Annotated in this window: 16 protein-coding genes and 1 pseudogene; 3 read left to right on the top strand and 14 right to left on the bottom strand. The window is 53.4% G+C overall.

Annotated elements, in window-relative coordinates; all coding sequences use genetic code 11:
• Positions 1-165: 165 nt before the first annotated feature.
• Positions 166-1,158 carry a poly(R)-hydroxyalkanoic acid synthase subunit PhaE gene (locus tag ACEQ15_RS07845; RefSeq protein WP_370278560.1) on the top strand — a complete coding sequence of 331 codons (993 nt, stop codon included), beginning with the start codon at positions 166-168 and terminating at the stop codon, positions 1,156-1,158.
• A 3-nt stretch (positions 1,159-1,161) separates the two neighbouring features.
• Positions 1,162-2,226 carry a class III poly(R)-hydroxyalkanoic acid synthase subunit PhaC gene (gene phaC, locus ACEQ15_RS07840; RefSeq protein WP_370278559.1) on the top strand — a complete coding sequence of 355 codons (1,065 nt, stop codon included), beginning with the start codon at positions 1,162-1,164 and terminating at the stop codon, positions 2,224-2,226.
• 196 nt (positions 2,227-2,422) lie between these two features.
• Here the strand turns inward: phaC and phaR are convergent, their stop codons facing one another.
• The 6 genes from phaR to prmB all read right to left on the bottom strand — a co-directional run bounded on the left by phaR (position 2,423) and on the right by prmB (position 7,696).
• The gene (gene phaR, locus ACEQ15_RS07835) at positions 2,423-2,914 is read right to left on the bottom strand and encodes a polyhydroxyalkanoate synthesis repressor PhaR (protein ID WP_370278558.1); all 492 of its coding nucleotides are present in this window, start codon (positions 2,912-2,914) and stop codon (positions 2,423-2,425) included.
• Between the two features lie 47 nt (positions 2,915-2,961).
• Positions 2,962-3,216 (bottom strand): DUF6489 family protein, encoded by a 255-nt coding sequence (locus ACEQ15_RS07830; RefSeq protein WP_370278557.1) that lies wholly within the window; start codon positions 3,214-3,216, stop codon positions 2,962-2,964.
• Positions 3,217-3,289: 73 nt separating this feature from the next.
• A complete protein-coding gene (locus ACEQ15_RS07825; RefSeq protein ID WP_370278556.1) occupies positions 3,290-4,447 on the bottom strand; it encodes an MFS transporter in 1,158 nt (385 codons plus the stop codon).
• Between the two features lie 82 nt (positions 4,448-4,529).
• The gene (gene speE / locus ACEQ15_RS07820; protein WP_370278555.1) at positions 4,530-5,384 is read right to left on the bottom strand and encodes a polyamine aminopropyltransferase; all 855 of its coding nucleotides are present in this window, start codon (positions 5,382-5,384) and stop codon (positions 4,530-4,532) included.
• A gap of 167 nt (positions 5,385-5,551) precedes the next feature.
• Positions 5,552-6,643: a chorismate synthase gene (gene aroC, locus ACEQ15_RS07815; RefSeq protein WP_370278554.1), complete on the bottom strand. Its 1,092-nt coding sequence runs from the start codon at positions 6,641-6,643 to the stop codon at positions 5,552-5,554.
• Between the two features lie 138 nt (positions 6,644-6,781).
• Entirely contained in the window at positions 6,782-7,696 is a 915-nt protein-coding gene (gene prmB / locus ACEQ15_RS07810) for a 50S ribosomal protein L3 N(5)-glutamine methyltransferase (RefSeq protein ID WP_370278553.1), read from the bottom strand.
• 102 nt (positions 7,697-7,798) lie between these two features.
• Here prmB and ACEQ15_RS07805 point away from each other — a divergent pair, with 102 nt between their 5' ends.
• Positions 7,799-8,362, top strand: coding sequence for a Smr/MutS family protein (locus ACEQ15_RS07805; RefSeq protein ID WP_370278552.1), 564 nt, complete (start codon positions 7,799-7,801; stop codon positions 8,360-8,362).
• A 9-nt stretch (positions 8,363-8,371) separates the two neighbouring features.
• Here the strand turns inward: ACEQ15_RS07805 and ACEQ15_RS07800 are convergent, their stop codons facing one another.
• From ACEQ15_RS07800 to ACEQ15_RS07765, 8 genes and pseudogenes are all read right to left on the bottom strand, one after another.
• Positions 8,372-9,304: a patatin-like phospholipase family protein gene (locus tag ACEQ15_RS07800; protein WP_370278551.1), complete on the bottom strand. Its 933-nt coding sequence runs from the start codon at positions 9,302-9,304 to the stop codon at positions 8,372-8,374.
• 10 nt (positions 9,305-9,314) lie between these two features.
• Positions 9,315-10,142, bottom strand: coding sequence for a DUF4892 domain-containing protein (locus ACEQ15_RS07795; protein ID WP_370278550.1), 828 nt, complete (start codon positions 10,140-10,142; stop codon positions 9,315-9,317).
• Positions 10,143-10,247: 105 nt separating this feature from the next.
• A complete protein-coding gene (locus ACEQ15_RS07790) occupies positions 10,248-11,102 on the bottom strand; it encodes an alpha/beta fold hydrolase (protein ID WP_370278549.1) in 855 nt (284 codons plus the stop codon).
• Positions 11,103-11,199: 97 nt separating this feature from the next.
• The gene (locus ACEQ15_RS07785) at positions 11,200-11,628 is read right to left on the bottom strand and encodes a histidine phosphatase family protein (RefSeq protein WP_370278548.1); all 429 of its coding nucleotides are present in this window, start codon (positions 11,626-11,628) and stop codon (positions 11,200-11,202) included.
• Between the two features lie 11 nt (positions 11,629-11,639).
• Positions 11,640-12,668: an NAD(P)H-dependent glycerol-3-phosphate dehydrogenase gene (locus ACEQ15_RS07780; protein WP_370278547.1), complete on the bottom strand. Its 1,029-nt coding sequence runs from the start codon at positions 12,666-12,668 to the stop codon at positions 11,640-11,642.
• A gap of 227 nt (positions 12,669-12,895) precedes the next feature.
• Complete coding sequence (locus tag ACEQ15_RS07775; RefSeq protein WP_282353217.1) at positions 12,896-13,117, bottom strand: hypothetical protein; 222 nt, start codon at positions 13,115-13,117, stop codon at positions 12,896-12,898.
• Positions 13,118-13,607: 490 nt separating this feature from the next.
• Positions 13,608-14,939: pseudogene (gene rhlB / locus ACEQ15_RS07770) on the bottom strand (ATP-dependent RNA helicase RhlB); the annotation flags it as partial.
• Between the two features lie 14 nt (positions 14,940-14,953).
• Positions 14,954-15,095 (bottom strand): helicase C-terminal domain-containing protein (locus ACEQ15_RS07765; protein WP_370278561.1); only part of this gene is annotated, 142 nt, incomplete at its 5' end.

Raw genomic sequence — 15,095 nt, 5'->3', positions numbered from 1 at the left:
ATAGCGCACAGGCAGACAGGTGTAAGTTACAGTTCAGTTGTAATAGTATTTCTAATGTTTGTTAGGCTTTGCTGATTATAGGGATCAGTAGCTTTAATCAGCGACAAGCGAATTGCCGACTCGCCTAGTGCAAAATCGTTGGCACCATCGAAGGAGAATACAGCCGTGTCAGACAACCTGAATCAACAGATGAATGACTGGCTTGAAGCCCAGAAAGCCTATTGGCAGGCGCTGGGCGAAAGCGCAGATGAGCTGAAAAACCCGGAAGGCTGGCAGGAGTTTATTAAACGCTATCAGTCTACCGCCGGCGAAGCCCTGCCACTGCAATTCTCCCAACTGATGGACGTACTCAGCGCACAATCCCACAATTTTAACGAATACGGCGAAGAGCTGATTCGACACTTTCGCAACAGCGGCTCCGAGCAACAGATCGAGTCAGCGGTTTCCGAGTTCCAGAACTATATGCAAAAACAGACCACCGATCTGCTGATGCGCCAGTGGCAGCTACCGGAACAAGTGGCCGCCCTCTTCAAAACCCACAGTTTTCACGACGACCTGCTGTTCGAGAACCCATTTATCAGTGGCGTTAAAAGCCTGCTCGAAACGCCGGTGGTAGGCTCCAACCCCGAGTTGCAAGCGAACAGCCGCGAAGCGATTCGTCTGCTACTCGAATACCAGGAAGCGTTGTCGGACTACATCCGCCACTACAGCGAGATCAATCAGGAAGCCGGACGCCGTATGACCCACCAACTGGCGGAGCGCGACGGCGGCATCGACACACTGCGGGAGCTGCACAATGTCTGGGTGGAATGTTACGAATCCGCGTACTCCGATACAGTGTTTACCGACGACTACCAGCAGGCGCACGGTCGGATCAGCAACGCCCTGATGTCGTTACGCAACTTTTCTCAGAACATCCGCGACATCTACTTTCAATCGGCCGGCCTGGCAACACGCAAAGGACTGGATACCGCACTTCAGCGCCAGCATCAGCTGCGTAAAGAGATGCGGCAAGCCCGTCGCCAGATAAGCGCGCTCAATGACAGTGTTGCAGAGATTCAGAATCAGGCACTGGTCGATCTGATCCAGGATATGCGCAGTGAAATCACCTCACTTAAAAAAGAGGTTGCTGCCCTGAAAAAGAAAGTGAAGGAGTAAACGATGGACACATTGCACCTGAAACCCGGCAAAGTTGCCGAAGAGCTGCTTGAGTTCAACCAAAAACTCCTGAAAAGCTACTCCACACTGCAAAAGCTGAAAGAGGTGGACGTCGGCCAAACACCCAAGGAAGAGGTGTACTGCGAGGATAAACTGCGCCTGTACCGTTACGCACCGATTGGAAAGCCTGCCAACACCACACCCCTTCTGATCTGCTACGCGCTGGTCAACCGTCCGTACATGATCGACCTGGAACCAGAGCGCTCGATCCTGTTGCGTCTACTTGAGCAGGGCCAGGAGGTCTATGTCATCGACTGGGGCTACCCTGATGCCGCAGACCGCTACCTCGACCTCGATGACTATATCAACGAATACCTCAACAACTGTGTTGACCGGGTACGCGAGCTCAGCAACAAAGACCAGATCAACCTGCTTGGCATCTGCCAGGGCGGTACTTTCAGCCTCTGCTACACCGCGCTGAATCCGCAAAAAATCAAAAACCTGATCACCATGGTGACCCCGGTGGATTTTCACACGCCGGACAACCTGTTGACCCACCTCGCCATGTCGGTTGATACCGACCTGGCCGTGGAAACGTACGGCAACATTCCGGGCAGTATGCTCAACGATTCTTACAACTCCCTAATGCCAATGCGCCTCGGTGTGCAGAAAAACTTAGGGATGCCCAATCAGCTGGAAAACGAAGAGAGCGCCCTGAGTTTCCTGCGCATGGAAAAGTGGATCTACGACAGCCCAGACCAGGCAGGTGAGGCGTTCCGCCAGTTTGTGAAGCAGTTCTTCCAGGAGAACAAGCTGATTAAGGGAGAGGCCCTCATCGGCGGCCTTCAGGTAAACCTTGACCGAATCACCCACCCTGTTCTGAACATCTATGGCAGCTTCGATCACCTGGTACCCCCAGCATCCTCAATCGCACTAAAAGACAATATCAGCAGTGACGATTACGAAGAGATGGAGGTGCGCGGTGGGCATATAGGCGTGTTTGTATCTGGCAAGGCACAGACAGTCGTTGCACCAAAGATCGTAGACTGGCTTAGCACCCGCGACTAAACCTCAGACCAGGAAACTTCTTTCCCCATCCCATAGGTATCGGGCGCAAATGCGCCCGCACACTTAATTCCAACAGACAGATACAGAAACGCGCCCTGTAAAGCTTGACTGAAAAGATTAAAGCCAAGCTTCCGGACGCGTTAGAGGTCGTAGAGATTAGAAGCCTGTTACTGCCAAGCTTCCTTATCTAAGCTGATTACTTATCCTGTTCTTTTTCAGGCTCAGGATTAGCGCCTGGAGGCGGCGGAGGAGTTTCATCGCCCTTTTCCGGTGTGAACATACCGCCCCACATCGCCATATTCTGGTCAGCGATCCGGTTCATCATGGTCAGCGGGTTTGCAGCCCCCATCATGGTCTGCATCTGCTCACGGATACGCTCCTGGTGTTCCAGAAACGCAGCAATACTCTGTTCAAGGTACTGGCTCATCATGCCTTGCATGCTGTCACCGTAAAAACGGATCAGCTGCTGCAGTACCTGGTTGGTCAGCAGGGTTCCATGCCCTTGAGCTTCCTGCTCACTAATGATCTGCAATAAAATGTTACGCGTCAGGTCAGCACCCGTTTTGGAGTCCTGAACCTGAAAGGCTTCGCCGTTGAGCACCAGCTGTTTCACATCTTCCAGTGTGACGTAACAGCTACGTGACGTGTCATAAAGACGACGGTTTGTATACTTTCTTAAGATACGCAAAGCAGTTCTCTCTCTTCCGTAGACCACCCAATCCCTGAGGCATAAGACTATTCGGAATTTTTCCCGCCGCTGTACGGACTAGTCATCATGCTCAGCATCATTTTTTGCAGCGCTTCCATGGAGCCGACACCACTTGAAAGATATGGCTTGAACAATGTCAGAGGATCATAACCGTCAACGCCAGCGTCCATCTGCTCGCGGATCCGATTCATCATATCCTCATGAAATCCTTCAACATCTGGCAGACCGAGAACCTTACGCAGCTCTTCGGGTGACATATCGATATCAATCTTGAATTTCATCCCGACTCCTTGATGCCACTTTTATTTGTTATCTCTTCTAATACTATACAAACTGCACTGCAAAACAACTCAATTACGGATTTTGCTGCACTTTTTCCGGCCTGATCCAGACCCATGCCAACACAATTGCAATTGCCGCTGCAGCGGCCGAAATTGCGAATGTAGATGTGCTACCGATCTCGTCCCAGAGAAAACCACTGGCAATTGCACCCGCCGCTCCACCGGCACCAAAACCAAAACTAGAGAAAAGCGCCTGCCCCTGACCATGGGTACGTTCGGTAAAATAGTGGTGCACAAGTGCGATACCGACGGCATGCAAAGTACCGAATGTTGCAGCATGCAGCGTTTGCGCAATCAACATCAGAACCAAATGGTCAGGCCATACCCCGATCATGAGCCAGCGCAGCACACACAGCATCAAACTCACGATCATGATATTGCGTAGACCAAAGCGCTGAATCAGAGTGTGCATGTAGACAAAGATCACCACCTCCGCCAGCACACCGATCGACCAGAGAATACCAATCTCCCTTCGCGCGTACCCGATAGACTCCATCAGTACGCTGTAGAAGGTGTAATAGGCACCATGACTGAACTGCACCAAAAAACAGATAGCAAAAAACGCCAGCACCTGCGGGCGCAACAAAAGCTTTATAAAGCCATCACCGCTATCCCGCTGTGCCGCTTCTTTTTCTGGCGCGGTAACAAACAACGCGTTTAACCAGATCATCACCATGATGGCCAGCATAATCGCAGGCAACCACCGCACACTGATCCAGTCGAACAACCACCCCACCAGCAATACTGCGGCGATAAACCCGATGGAACCCCATAGCCGGATTCGACTGTAGCGGTCTCTTTTATCCCCCAGATGCCCAAGCGTGATGACCTCAAACTGAGGTAACACCGCGTTCCAGAAAAAGCTGAAGCCCAACATAACCAGGCCGATCCCAAGCGCATCCTCCTGCCAGAAGATGAGCACAAAAACCAAGCAGGTAACCAGCGATCCCATCTGCACAATACGTAGACGCTGTCCGGTTCTGTCTGCCAACCAGCCCCAGATGTTTGGTGCGACAATGCGTGTGCCGTGCAGCAGCCCCATCAATATACCGATGGTTTCTGCGCCAAAGCCATAGGACTTGAGATACAAGCTCCAGTAGGGAACCAATGCACCTAGCAGAGCGAAATAGAAAAAGTAGAATCCGGATAACCGGACGTACGGCAGACTCACACACAACTCCAAACAAAACCGATTACGGACACCCACAAAAAAGCCGGCATAATGCCGGCTTTGGTAAAAGAGGATCAGCCAATCAGGCGTCTTTCAGAGCATCCAGCACAAACTGCGGCAGCGCAAAGGCACCCGCGTGAACCGCTGGATTATAGTAACGGGTTTTCATACCACTTGCTGCAAAACGCTCCTGCAACACGTCGACTGGAACCTGTCGCAGTGCATCGTTATCGGAACCCCACGCCAGGGTCATCACACCACCCACGTACGTTGGTACCGCTGCAGCGTAGAACGTCTGGTCTGCAAAGTACGGGCTCAGACGGCGACGGGTGGTTACCACCTCATCCACCTGCATGTAAGCCACGCCATTTTGCGCAACGAAGATACCACCGTCGTTCAGACGGTTTTTGCAGCCTTCGTAGAAATCACTGGAGAACAGCACTTCGCCCGGGCCTACCGGATCGGTGCAGTCAGAGATGATCACGTCGAACTTTTCACCATCTTGCTGCACGTAGTCCATACCGTCAGCGATCACGATCTTCGCACGCGGATCATCGAATGCGCCTGCAGAGTGCCCCGGCAGGTACTCTTTGCACATATCGATCACGGCCTGATCGATCTCAACCTGAGTTACCTGCTCCACTTCTGGGTGCTTCAGCACTTCGCGCAGGATACCGCCGTCACCACCACCGATGATCAGTACCTTTTTCGCATTACCGTGTGCAAACAGCGGCACGTGCGTCAGCATCTCGTGGTATACAAACTCATCTTTCTCTGTTGTCTGGATAATGCCATCCAGCGCCATGACCGTACCGAAAAAGCGGTTACGGAAGATAATCAGGTGCCAGGAATCCGTCTGCTGCTCAAACAGGACTTCATCAATCTCAAAGCTCTGGCCGTAACCATCGTATAGTTTTTCAGTGTACAAAGTTGTCATCGTCTTATATTCACCGTCTTCGTGCTCCAGCTGGATCACAGCTGCACAAAAAAAGCGTTCAGACCACAGCTGTGGCCCACCTTAAATACGCAATATGCCCGACTATAAAGCCGGGCATATCTGGACTGTAGCTCAAGGCTACAGAACTTACCTAAGTAAGAATCTGTTTATTTGATCAGCGGCAAATCAGAATCCACATCGGCATTCTGACCACGGTTACGCAGGTAGTGATCCATCAGCACAATCGCCATCATCGCTTCAGCGATCGGCGTGGCGCGAATACCTACACATGGGTCGTGACGCCCTTTGGTCACCACTTCGATCTCTTCACCGTGGGTATTGATGCTTCGACCTGGCAGACGCAGGCTGGAGGTAGGCTTCAGCGCAATGTGTGCGATGATGTCCTGACCGGTGGAGATACCGCCCAGAATGCCACCCGCATGGTTAGACTGGAAGCCTTCCGGCGTCATTTCATCGCGGTGCTCGGTTCCCTTCTGTGCAACAACGTCAAAACCGTCACCAATCTCAACACCCTTCACAGCGTTGATGCTCATCAGCGCATGCGCCAGATCCGCATCCAGGCGATCAAAGATCGGTTCCCCCAGACCCACTGGCGCGCCGCTGGCGACAACGGAGATCTTCGCACCCACAGAGTTACCCTCTTTACGCAGGGCATCCATGTATTCCGCCATCTCTTCCGCTTTCTTGGCATCCGGCGAGAAGAATGGGTTGTTGTTTACTTCGTTCCAGTCGAAGTTTTCCATATCGATCGCCACCGGACCCAACTGGGACAGGTAACCACGGACCTCAATCCCCTTGGATGCCAGGAATTTCTTGGCAATCGCACCTGCCGCAACACGCATCGCCGTTTCACGGGCAGAGGACCGACCGCCGCCACGGTAGTCACGGAAGCCGTACTTGTGAGAATACACGTAATCAGCGTGAGCCGGACGGAAGGTTTCGGCGATATTGGAGTAATCCTTGGAACGCTGGTCAGTATTCTTGATCAGCAGACCGATGGAGGTACCGGTGGTTTTACCCTCGAAAACACCGGACAGAATCTCAACAATGTCGTCTTCGCGGCGCTGCGTGGTGTGGCGGGATGTACCCGGCTTACGACGGTCCAGATCGACCTGCAGGTCTTCGACACTCAGCTCGATGCCAGGAGGGCAACCATCAACAATACAACCCAACGCCGGGCCGTGACTCTCACCGAAGGTGGTCACTGTAAAGAGTTTTCCGAAGCTATTTCCTGACATCGTTATTATCCACTTAACTTAATACCAACTGACGCATCGCATCAGCTTAACAGAGGCTTTCACAGCCTGTCGGACCTAACCTATTGTTACCACAGTAGATCGGTGTTCAGTCCGGCAGGCTGCATTATACAGCCTCGCTCAAATTTCTTCCCGGTGTGCTTTCAGATCTGCGGCCGAGATCGCAAAAACGCCATTCCCTCCCTGTTCCAGTTCCAGCCAGATCAGTGGCAGCTGCGGATACTGCTCCGCCAGATGCACTTCACTGTTACCCACCTCAACCACCAGCAGACCATCTTCGGTGAGGTAGTCATTGGCTTCACGCAAAATGCGCTTGGTGATATCCAGACCATCCGGACCGGAACCCAGCGCCATATCTGGCTCATGACCGTATTCCTCCGGCATGGACGCCAGATCTTCGGCATCTACGTACGGCGGATTGGAGACAATCAGATCATACTTCTCGCCCTGCAGCGCACTGAACAGATCACTGTGGCGCGGGATCACACGGGATTCCAGACCGTGACGCGCAACGTTGATGCTTGCCACATCTAACGCATCCTCGGACAGATCCGCCAGATCCACATCAGACTCAGGGAAAGCGTAAGCACAAGCAATGCCAATGCAGCCGCTGCCAGTACAGAGGTCCAGAATGCGATTCACAGGCCCTTCACGCAGCATCGGCGCAAAGTGATTATCGATTAACTCAGCAATCGGAGAACGCGGCACCAACACCCGCTCGTCAACATAGAACGGCATACCCGCAAACCAGGCTTCGTTGGTCAGGTACGGCAGCGGCATACGTGCATGCACACGCTGCTCGATAAACTTCAGCACGCGATCCTTCTCAGCGCCGGTCAGGCGCGCATCCAACACAGTGCTGTCGGTGTCCCACGGCAGGTGTAACGCACTCAACACCAGATGGACCGATTCATCCCAGGCGTTATCGGTGCCGTGCCCGAAAAATACATCGTGCTCACCGAAGTTACTCATACACCAGCGGATGTAATCGCGGATTGTATGCAGTTCCTGTTTAATCTGGTCTTGATCGTTCATCGTTACTCACCGGATAATATCGCCCCTTTCGGGGTCACAGGGAGTATGCTTACAGCCTCCCCAGAAGGGCCGCTATGTTAATGAAATTTAGGTTGAAAAGCCATGTCAGACCGCGCCAAACCTGACAACAACGACGAAGATTTCTCCTTTGCCGATGCGATGCAGGGGGTAACCCGACACAGCCACGACAAAGCTGATCTGAAACCTGCACGCCGTAAAGATATCAATCTACACGCGAAACGTGCCGCCGCGACCGTTGAAGAGGAGAAGGTAATCGACAACCTCTCCAGCGAAGCTGTTGATCTGGTGGAATCCAGTGAAGAGCTGCTGTTTGCCGCTCCCGGGATACAGCTGCGGGTACTGAAACGCCTCAAGCAAGGCCATATCCCGTGGGAAGAAGGCCTTGATCTGCACGGCTATACCGTGGATAACGCGCGCGATGAGCTAAGCCGCTTTATTCGCGCGGCCCGCGCGCGCAACATGCGCTGTGTAATCGTTGTGCACGGAAAAGCATACAGCCAAGCGGGGAAGCAACCACTACTGAAATCCTACGTCAACGAGTGGTTGCGCCGTATGCCAGGTGTGCTGGCCTTTACGTCAGCCCAGGATAGAGATGGCGGCACCGGCGCCCTGTACGTGCTACTGAAGAAGGGAAATACCCTGTAACCCCGCCACTTAGTTCAACATCCCTTGCTCGAGCGCTTCAAGGCGCTCACGTGCAACCTGCCGCCCTACCTCAATTACCTCAGTCGCTCGGTAGAACTCAAAGAAATGGCACAAATCGTGAGGAATCGAGATAACCAGGTCAGGCGGGTAACCCGCAATTTTGTACTGCGCCAGACTACCCTGCATCACCTCAACTGAATCCAAAAGCACATCGATACGTCCACCCACTCGCGGAGGCCCCCTTTTAGCCCCCTCACCATACGGAGTAGCGCAGCCGTTACCATTACTTCCGTTGCCGTTGCCGTTGCCGTTTGGAGTAGAGCCGAGACTCCAACTATCGGAAATACCGCTGCGGTTAAGATAGGCATTGTCGGGCAGATCCAGCACGTCATGGCGCGGGTCCCGGGCGTTCAGATCAACCGCGATGATCAGATCCGCGTGGGACGCAACGGTTGGAATAATGGGTAAAGGGTTGAGCACACCGCCATCCACCAGAATGCGGTGTTCGTGCACATAAGGGGTAAAAAAACCCGGCACTGCAACCGACGCGCGCATTGCGGTTTGCAACGGCCCGGCCTGAAACCAGACCTCTTTTTGACGGACGATATCGGTCGCCACGGCGGTGTAATCGATCGGCAGATCTTCGATCGTTGGGTTGCCGATAATGTCATTAAGGCGCTGTAAAAGCCGCTCCCCCCGAATCGTGCCGCGCGTAAACTCAATATCCAGCAACCGAAAGATCTCAAACTTGGATAAGCCTTTAACCCAATCTCTGTATTCGGCCAGACCTCCGGCAGCGTAAACACCACCGACCAGCGCACCCATGGAGCTGCCGGCACTACATATGATTTCGTACCCGCGCCGCTCAATCTCTTCAATCACTCCGATATGCGCGTAACCCCGGGCACCCCCACTTCCAAGAACCAGTGAGACTGTTGCCATCCCTGCCTCCTTACTCGCGGATTAAATACACTCCCGCTTCACCTTCACCAATCATCAGCGGCGCCAATGGCCCCAGGCCATAGACCCGCACGCGCGACGCATCCACCTGCTGCCGCATCATCTGCGCAACGGCATCCGCCTGTTGCTCGGATTTTTCCAGCGCCGCCTCAAAACCTTCAACACTGCGATCCAACCCAACCACCCAGATTTTCACCTCTGGGTTGCTCTCCAGGTATTCGAACAGTGTTGCGGGCAACTCACCACCTGCTTCAAGCCGGGCATAACCCTGGGCTTCCAGGGTCTGGGTCAGATCTCCCTGCTCGGAACTGAGCACCTCCAGGTGCGCGTAAACACGTTTGTTGCCACGAATTACAGTATAGAGAACGAAATAGTCCTGCCCCAACCGGGCTGCCAGGTAGTGCTGGGTCTGATCAACACCGTACAACCGGGAAATACGGAATATGGAGTTCGCCCAGTAGTTGCTGCTACCACAATCCCTGCCCTGACACTCAAACATCACCTGCGCGCCTTTTTTCAACAACTGGTCGCGCATAAAACGAAACGGTTCAGTGGAGGAATGGCCGGTTGGCATCCGATAGGTAATACGGGTCATATCCCCTTTTATCCGCTGCTCGTGCTCCGGACGGATTACACCGTCCACCTTCTCCAGTCCACCCAGAATAAGACGGTACTCCGGCACTTCACGCTGCCGGTAGTCAACGATATAAGAGAGCGGGAAGCGCTCCACCGCCGGGTGATCGGCAGATCCACGACGATCACTTTGGGCTTGTGCGGTTATAGCCACCAGTACAAATAAAGCGGGCAACCAACGTAACATTGAAACCTCCATGCAACTCAACAACCTTCAGAAAGGTGCCAACAAGGCCCGAAAGGCAAGTCTGTAAAGACCAGGACCCACCCTCCTTGGACCACTGAGATCAGATCATTTCTCCTCAAACCAGCCGTTGACCAGATCAGCGATCAATTTGGCGGCTTCAGGCTCCAGGTGGAGGTGGTGATTTCCGGGGAATCGATGGATGACCATCTGCGCGATACAGGCCGCACGTTCATCCATACGATCCAGCTCCAACCCTTCTTCGCCCAGCACCAGATCCACTTCTGCTGAAATTCTACGCAAAAACGCCTGAACCTGATCTTCTGTCATGCGCAGTATAGACGGCAAAACCAGACTCGGATCGTTGCGCCAGTACACCCCATCCTCGCCATGTACGGCTCCGCGGCTCACCAGCCAGCGCGATGCCTGCTCACTCACAGGGAAGCGTCCATTGATACGCGCCTGAACTGCCTCCTCCAGAGAGGGATACGGCTTGAGCCGCTTATTGCGCATCTTGCCACGTTTATTCAGCGCCTCCGCCATCAACTCCGGCAACCTATCTGCTTCATAAACCAGCGGCGCCACTCCCTCGATCAGCCAGAGTTTTTCAACCCGATCCGGAAAAGAACCCGCCAGCAAACTGGCAATACTTGCCCCCATGGAGTGGCCCACAATCCTTAGCTTCTCGAGTTTGAGCTCATCAGCCACAGCGATCACATCAGCAACGTTATCCCAAATGTAATACGGCATTGAGGCGGGTCGATGATCAGAAAAACCATGCCCCATCAGATCCAGAGCAATAAATCTAACGCCCTTAAGCAACGGACCAATTTGATTATAAGTGGCGGCATTGTCCAGCCAGCCATGAAGGCCAAGCACAACCGGGTCATCCGGCTTACCGCTGGCCATCGCGGCAATGACATGGCCGTTTACTTCGAAGCGAAGCTCTTCAGAATAAGACACGCAAAATCCCTGCAATTAACTGATTTGAAAAGCATAACGTAAAAATCAGGGAGCGTCAGGGAATAGCGCAAAGCAAGAAATGGGAAGGCGAGCGCCGTTACGCCTTCCAGATAAGAGATCCCAGCCCCATTGCGGGCCAGTCAGCATCAACACAAGTGATGGTCCCGGTATCAAAGGGCTCGATACCTGCACCACAGAAACCACCCACTAATCGACTCACCAGGGGGTTATGGGTAACCACCAATATGGTTTGCTCGGTAAAGGCTTCTAACGTTTCGATAGCTTGCTGCGGATCGTTGTCTGGCGTCCACAGCGCATCATCAGAGTAGGAATCAACCCCCAGGACTTCGCCCGCAATCTTTGCAGTTTGGACCGCACGCAGGTACGGACTGTGCAGAATATGCTGAACATCCTGCATACGCGCAGCGTTTTCACGTAGCGAAGCGTAGAGACGCACCCGCCCATTCTCCGTGAGCGGACGCTCTGCATCACAGGAAGCTTGCCAGGAGGCCTCGCCGTGACGCATAAAATAGATCCTCACACTTCATCCCTCGGCAGAACAAACTCAACGTCTGTACTCTGCTCGTTCAGCATCAGTGTTTTCACCACCTCGGCCACAGGCGCGTGATTAAAGACAACTTCATACAACCCCCAGACCAGCGGCATGTACACGTCCATCTCCTGGGCTTTGGTTTTAACCTGCTTCAGCGTATTCACACCTTCCGCCACCTGACCCAGCGCTTCCACCGCCTGATCCAGCGTTTTGCCTTCACCCAGTGCATAGCCCACGCGGTAGTTGCGACTCAGCGGCGACATACAGGTAACGATCAGATCACCCACCCCCGCCAGACCGATAAAGGTCATCGGGTTTGCCCCCATACACACAGCGAAACGACTCATCTCGGCGAGGCTACGGGTCATCAGCATACTCTTGGTGTTTTCACCCATCCCCATCGCGGCACTCAAACCCGCAGCGATGGCGTAGATGTTCTTCAGTGTGCCGCCCAGCTCCACACCGTAGGTATCGGAACTTGCATATACGCGAAAATAAGCGCTGTGCAGGACTTTTTGCGCCTGCTCGCGCAACCCTGCATCTTCACTGGCGATTACGGTTGCCGTCAGCTGACGCTGGGCAACCTCTTTTGCGAGGTTTGGACCGCTCAACACACCGATACGTCCTTGCGGAAGCTCATCCCGCAGAATCTCACTCATCAAGCTAAAGGTATCCGCCTCGATACCCTTGGTGGTGCTGATCAGCATCTGGGACGGCTGCAGCCATTCGCAGGCCTGCTTTACCACTTTGCGGAACGAGTGACTTGGGATCGAGACGATCACCATCTGCGCGCCGTTCAGCGCAAGCTGCATATCCGTGGTGGGCTCCAGGCTCTCAGCAAGTTTATAGCCCGGGAGATAGCGGGAGTTTTCCCGTGTCGCAATGATCTCATCAACCCGCTGCTGATCTCGCATCCAGTGACTGACCTGAAATCCGTTCTCTGCCACCATATTCGCGATGATCGTACCGAAGCTTCCGCCCCCCAGTACTGCAACCTTTGTTACTTCAGACATGCATTGCCCCTTGAACTCTGAACACAGCTAAACCCGGCCACGATTATATCCATTGCGCCGACAAACAACTTACTGTGTCTATCTTATCTTTGATCTCAGATAACAAAAAGGCAGCACAACAGATTCGACATCTGTACGCACTGCCTTTATGACCTAACCACGCCGCAGTTTAGGGAGTGGTTATGACCACGCTGTAGAACCGGCTTTACGGCGACGTGATGTTTTTCTTACGGCTTATCGTTATCGACACTGTCAAGCAACTTATTGATCCCGACAAACGCCACCTTAACGATACCAAACGCAAGCACAGCCAATCCCATAAACAACATCAATTGCTGAATGTCGTTCGTGCGTTGATAGCCTGCCACAGCAATAGCAGCGAAAAATGCACTTACAACAATCGCAATGATGTTACTTAACCGGGAGGTGTTGTGCCTGTCTTCAGCCACCGCTGCGCTCCTCACCTGTTTTTGATTCTGAGTCATCCGCTTTTGTCGCCGATTCTTCAGATGACTCTTCCGCTACCTCTTCGTTGGCAGGCGCAGATTCGGCCACGTCCTCAGCAGGCGCGTCTTCGGACTTCTCGGCACCAGCATCAGCAAACAGGTCCAGATTTTCCTCAGCTGTTTTAGCAGTCTCTACAGGCTCTGATTCTTCCTGAGCCTTAGTTTCCGCTTCACCCTGGCCCGCTTCTTCAGACGGCACCGGCGCTTCAGCAACAACCACTTCAGTGACTTCAGTGCTTTCAGCCGCAGGCACATCTTTGCTGTCGCTGGCAGGTTCTGATGCTTCCGGTGTGACAACCTCAGCCTCTGCTACCTCAGCGTTTTCTTCCGCAGCTACTTCAACCGGGGCGCTCGGCTCACTCGCTGCAGGCGCTTCCTCAGCTTCTTCATCCTTCTGCTTCTTACCTTTCTTCGCAGGCTTATCCAAGTCGGCCAGCAGTTCAGGTCCTGGGTGAATACACTCAAGCTTAATACCCGCCTCTGCTTCCACCTCAGGGATCATGAAGGAATCATTTTCACACGCAAAACAGATAGAGGTACCGGTTGCACCTGCTCGACCGGTACGACCGATGCGGTGAACGTAGTCATCCGGATCATCCGGCAACTGGTAGTTGATTACGTGGGTCACACCATCGATATGAATACCACGACCTGCAACATCGGTTGCAACCAACACTTCGATCTTACCGCTACGGAAATCTTCCAGTGTACGGATACGTTTCTGCTGGGTGATTTCGCCGGACATCAGCGCCGCGCTTACACCGTCTTTCTGCAGACGCTCGCACAGGGAGCGGGTTTCGTGACGGCGGTTGCCGAACACAATCACTTTTTCGATGTTGTTGATACGAATGTAGTTACGCAGCAGTTTGTATTTTTCTTTGGCGGAAACCAGGAACACCTTCTGCGCCACGTTTTCGGAGGTTTTCTGCTCAGGCTCGATCTCGATCTGAACCGCATCCAGCGTCCACTGCTGTGCCAGGTTCATAATGTCATCGGTAAAGGTCGCACTGTATAGCAAGGTCTGACGGTCCTGACCTTTACGCGGCGTCGCACGGATAATAGAACGCACGTCCGGGATAAAGCCCATGGAAAGCATGCGGTCGGCTTCGTCCAGCACCAGCACTTCCACGTTCCACAGATCAACTTCTTTGTTGTTGACGAAATCCAGCAGGCGACCCGGCGTTGCCACCAGAATATCTACCGGTTTCTTCTTCAGCAGCTGGCGCTGCTTGTCGTAGTCCATACCACCAACCAAAGACACAACATGCAGATCGGTGTACTTAGCCAGACCTTCCGCATCGGCAGCAATCTGCATCGCCAGTTCGCGGGTTGGCGCCACGATCAGCGCACGCGGCTCTGCCAGACGGCGACGCTCTTCAATCGGATAATCGATCAGATCGGTGATAATACCCAGCAGGAATGCAGCGGTTTTACCGGTACCTGTCTGCGCTTTACCGATGATGTCCTTACCTTCCAGCGCAGATGGAATGGTTTCAGCCTGAATAGCGGTCGCGTATTCGAAGCCCAGATCAGCAACCGCATGCAAAACATCATCCGGCAGATTGAAGTCCATAAAGCGCACCTTGCCCTCAACTTCAGGCACTACGTACTGGGAAGGACTCCAGGTCACCTTCTTATCATCCCGACGTTTGTTGCTGCGCGAATTGCTGCTGCGACGGCGACGACGCTGTTTTGGCTTATCTGAATCAGATTTAGCAGCCTTAACTGCGGAGGAATTGTCGATCTGTTTCTCTTCAGTACTCAAGGTATATATCCGTCTTAAGCAAAATTGCGTCGATAAGGTGGCAGTGCGTCCAACAGTTTGCGTCCGTAACGACGACTGACCACACGACGATCCAATAGGGTTATAGTGCCCCGGTCCTGCTCTGTACGCAGCAGGCGCACGGTAGCCTGAGTGAGA

Source organism: Pontibacterium sp., assembly GCF_964228735.1.
GTDB lineage: Bacteria > Pseudomonadota > Gammaproteobacteria > Pseudomonadales > Balneatricaceae > Pontibacterium.
The sequence above is the reverse complement of the archived record's forward strand: the minus strand, read 5'-3'. Positions and strand labels throughout refer to the sequence as shown.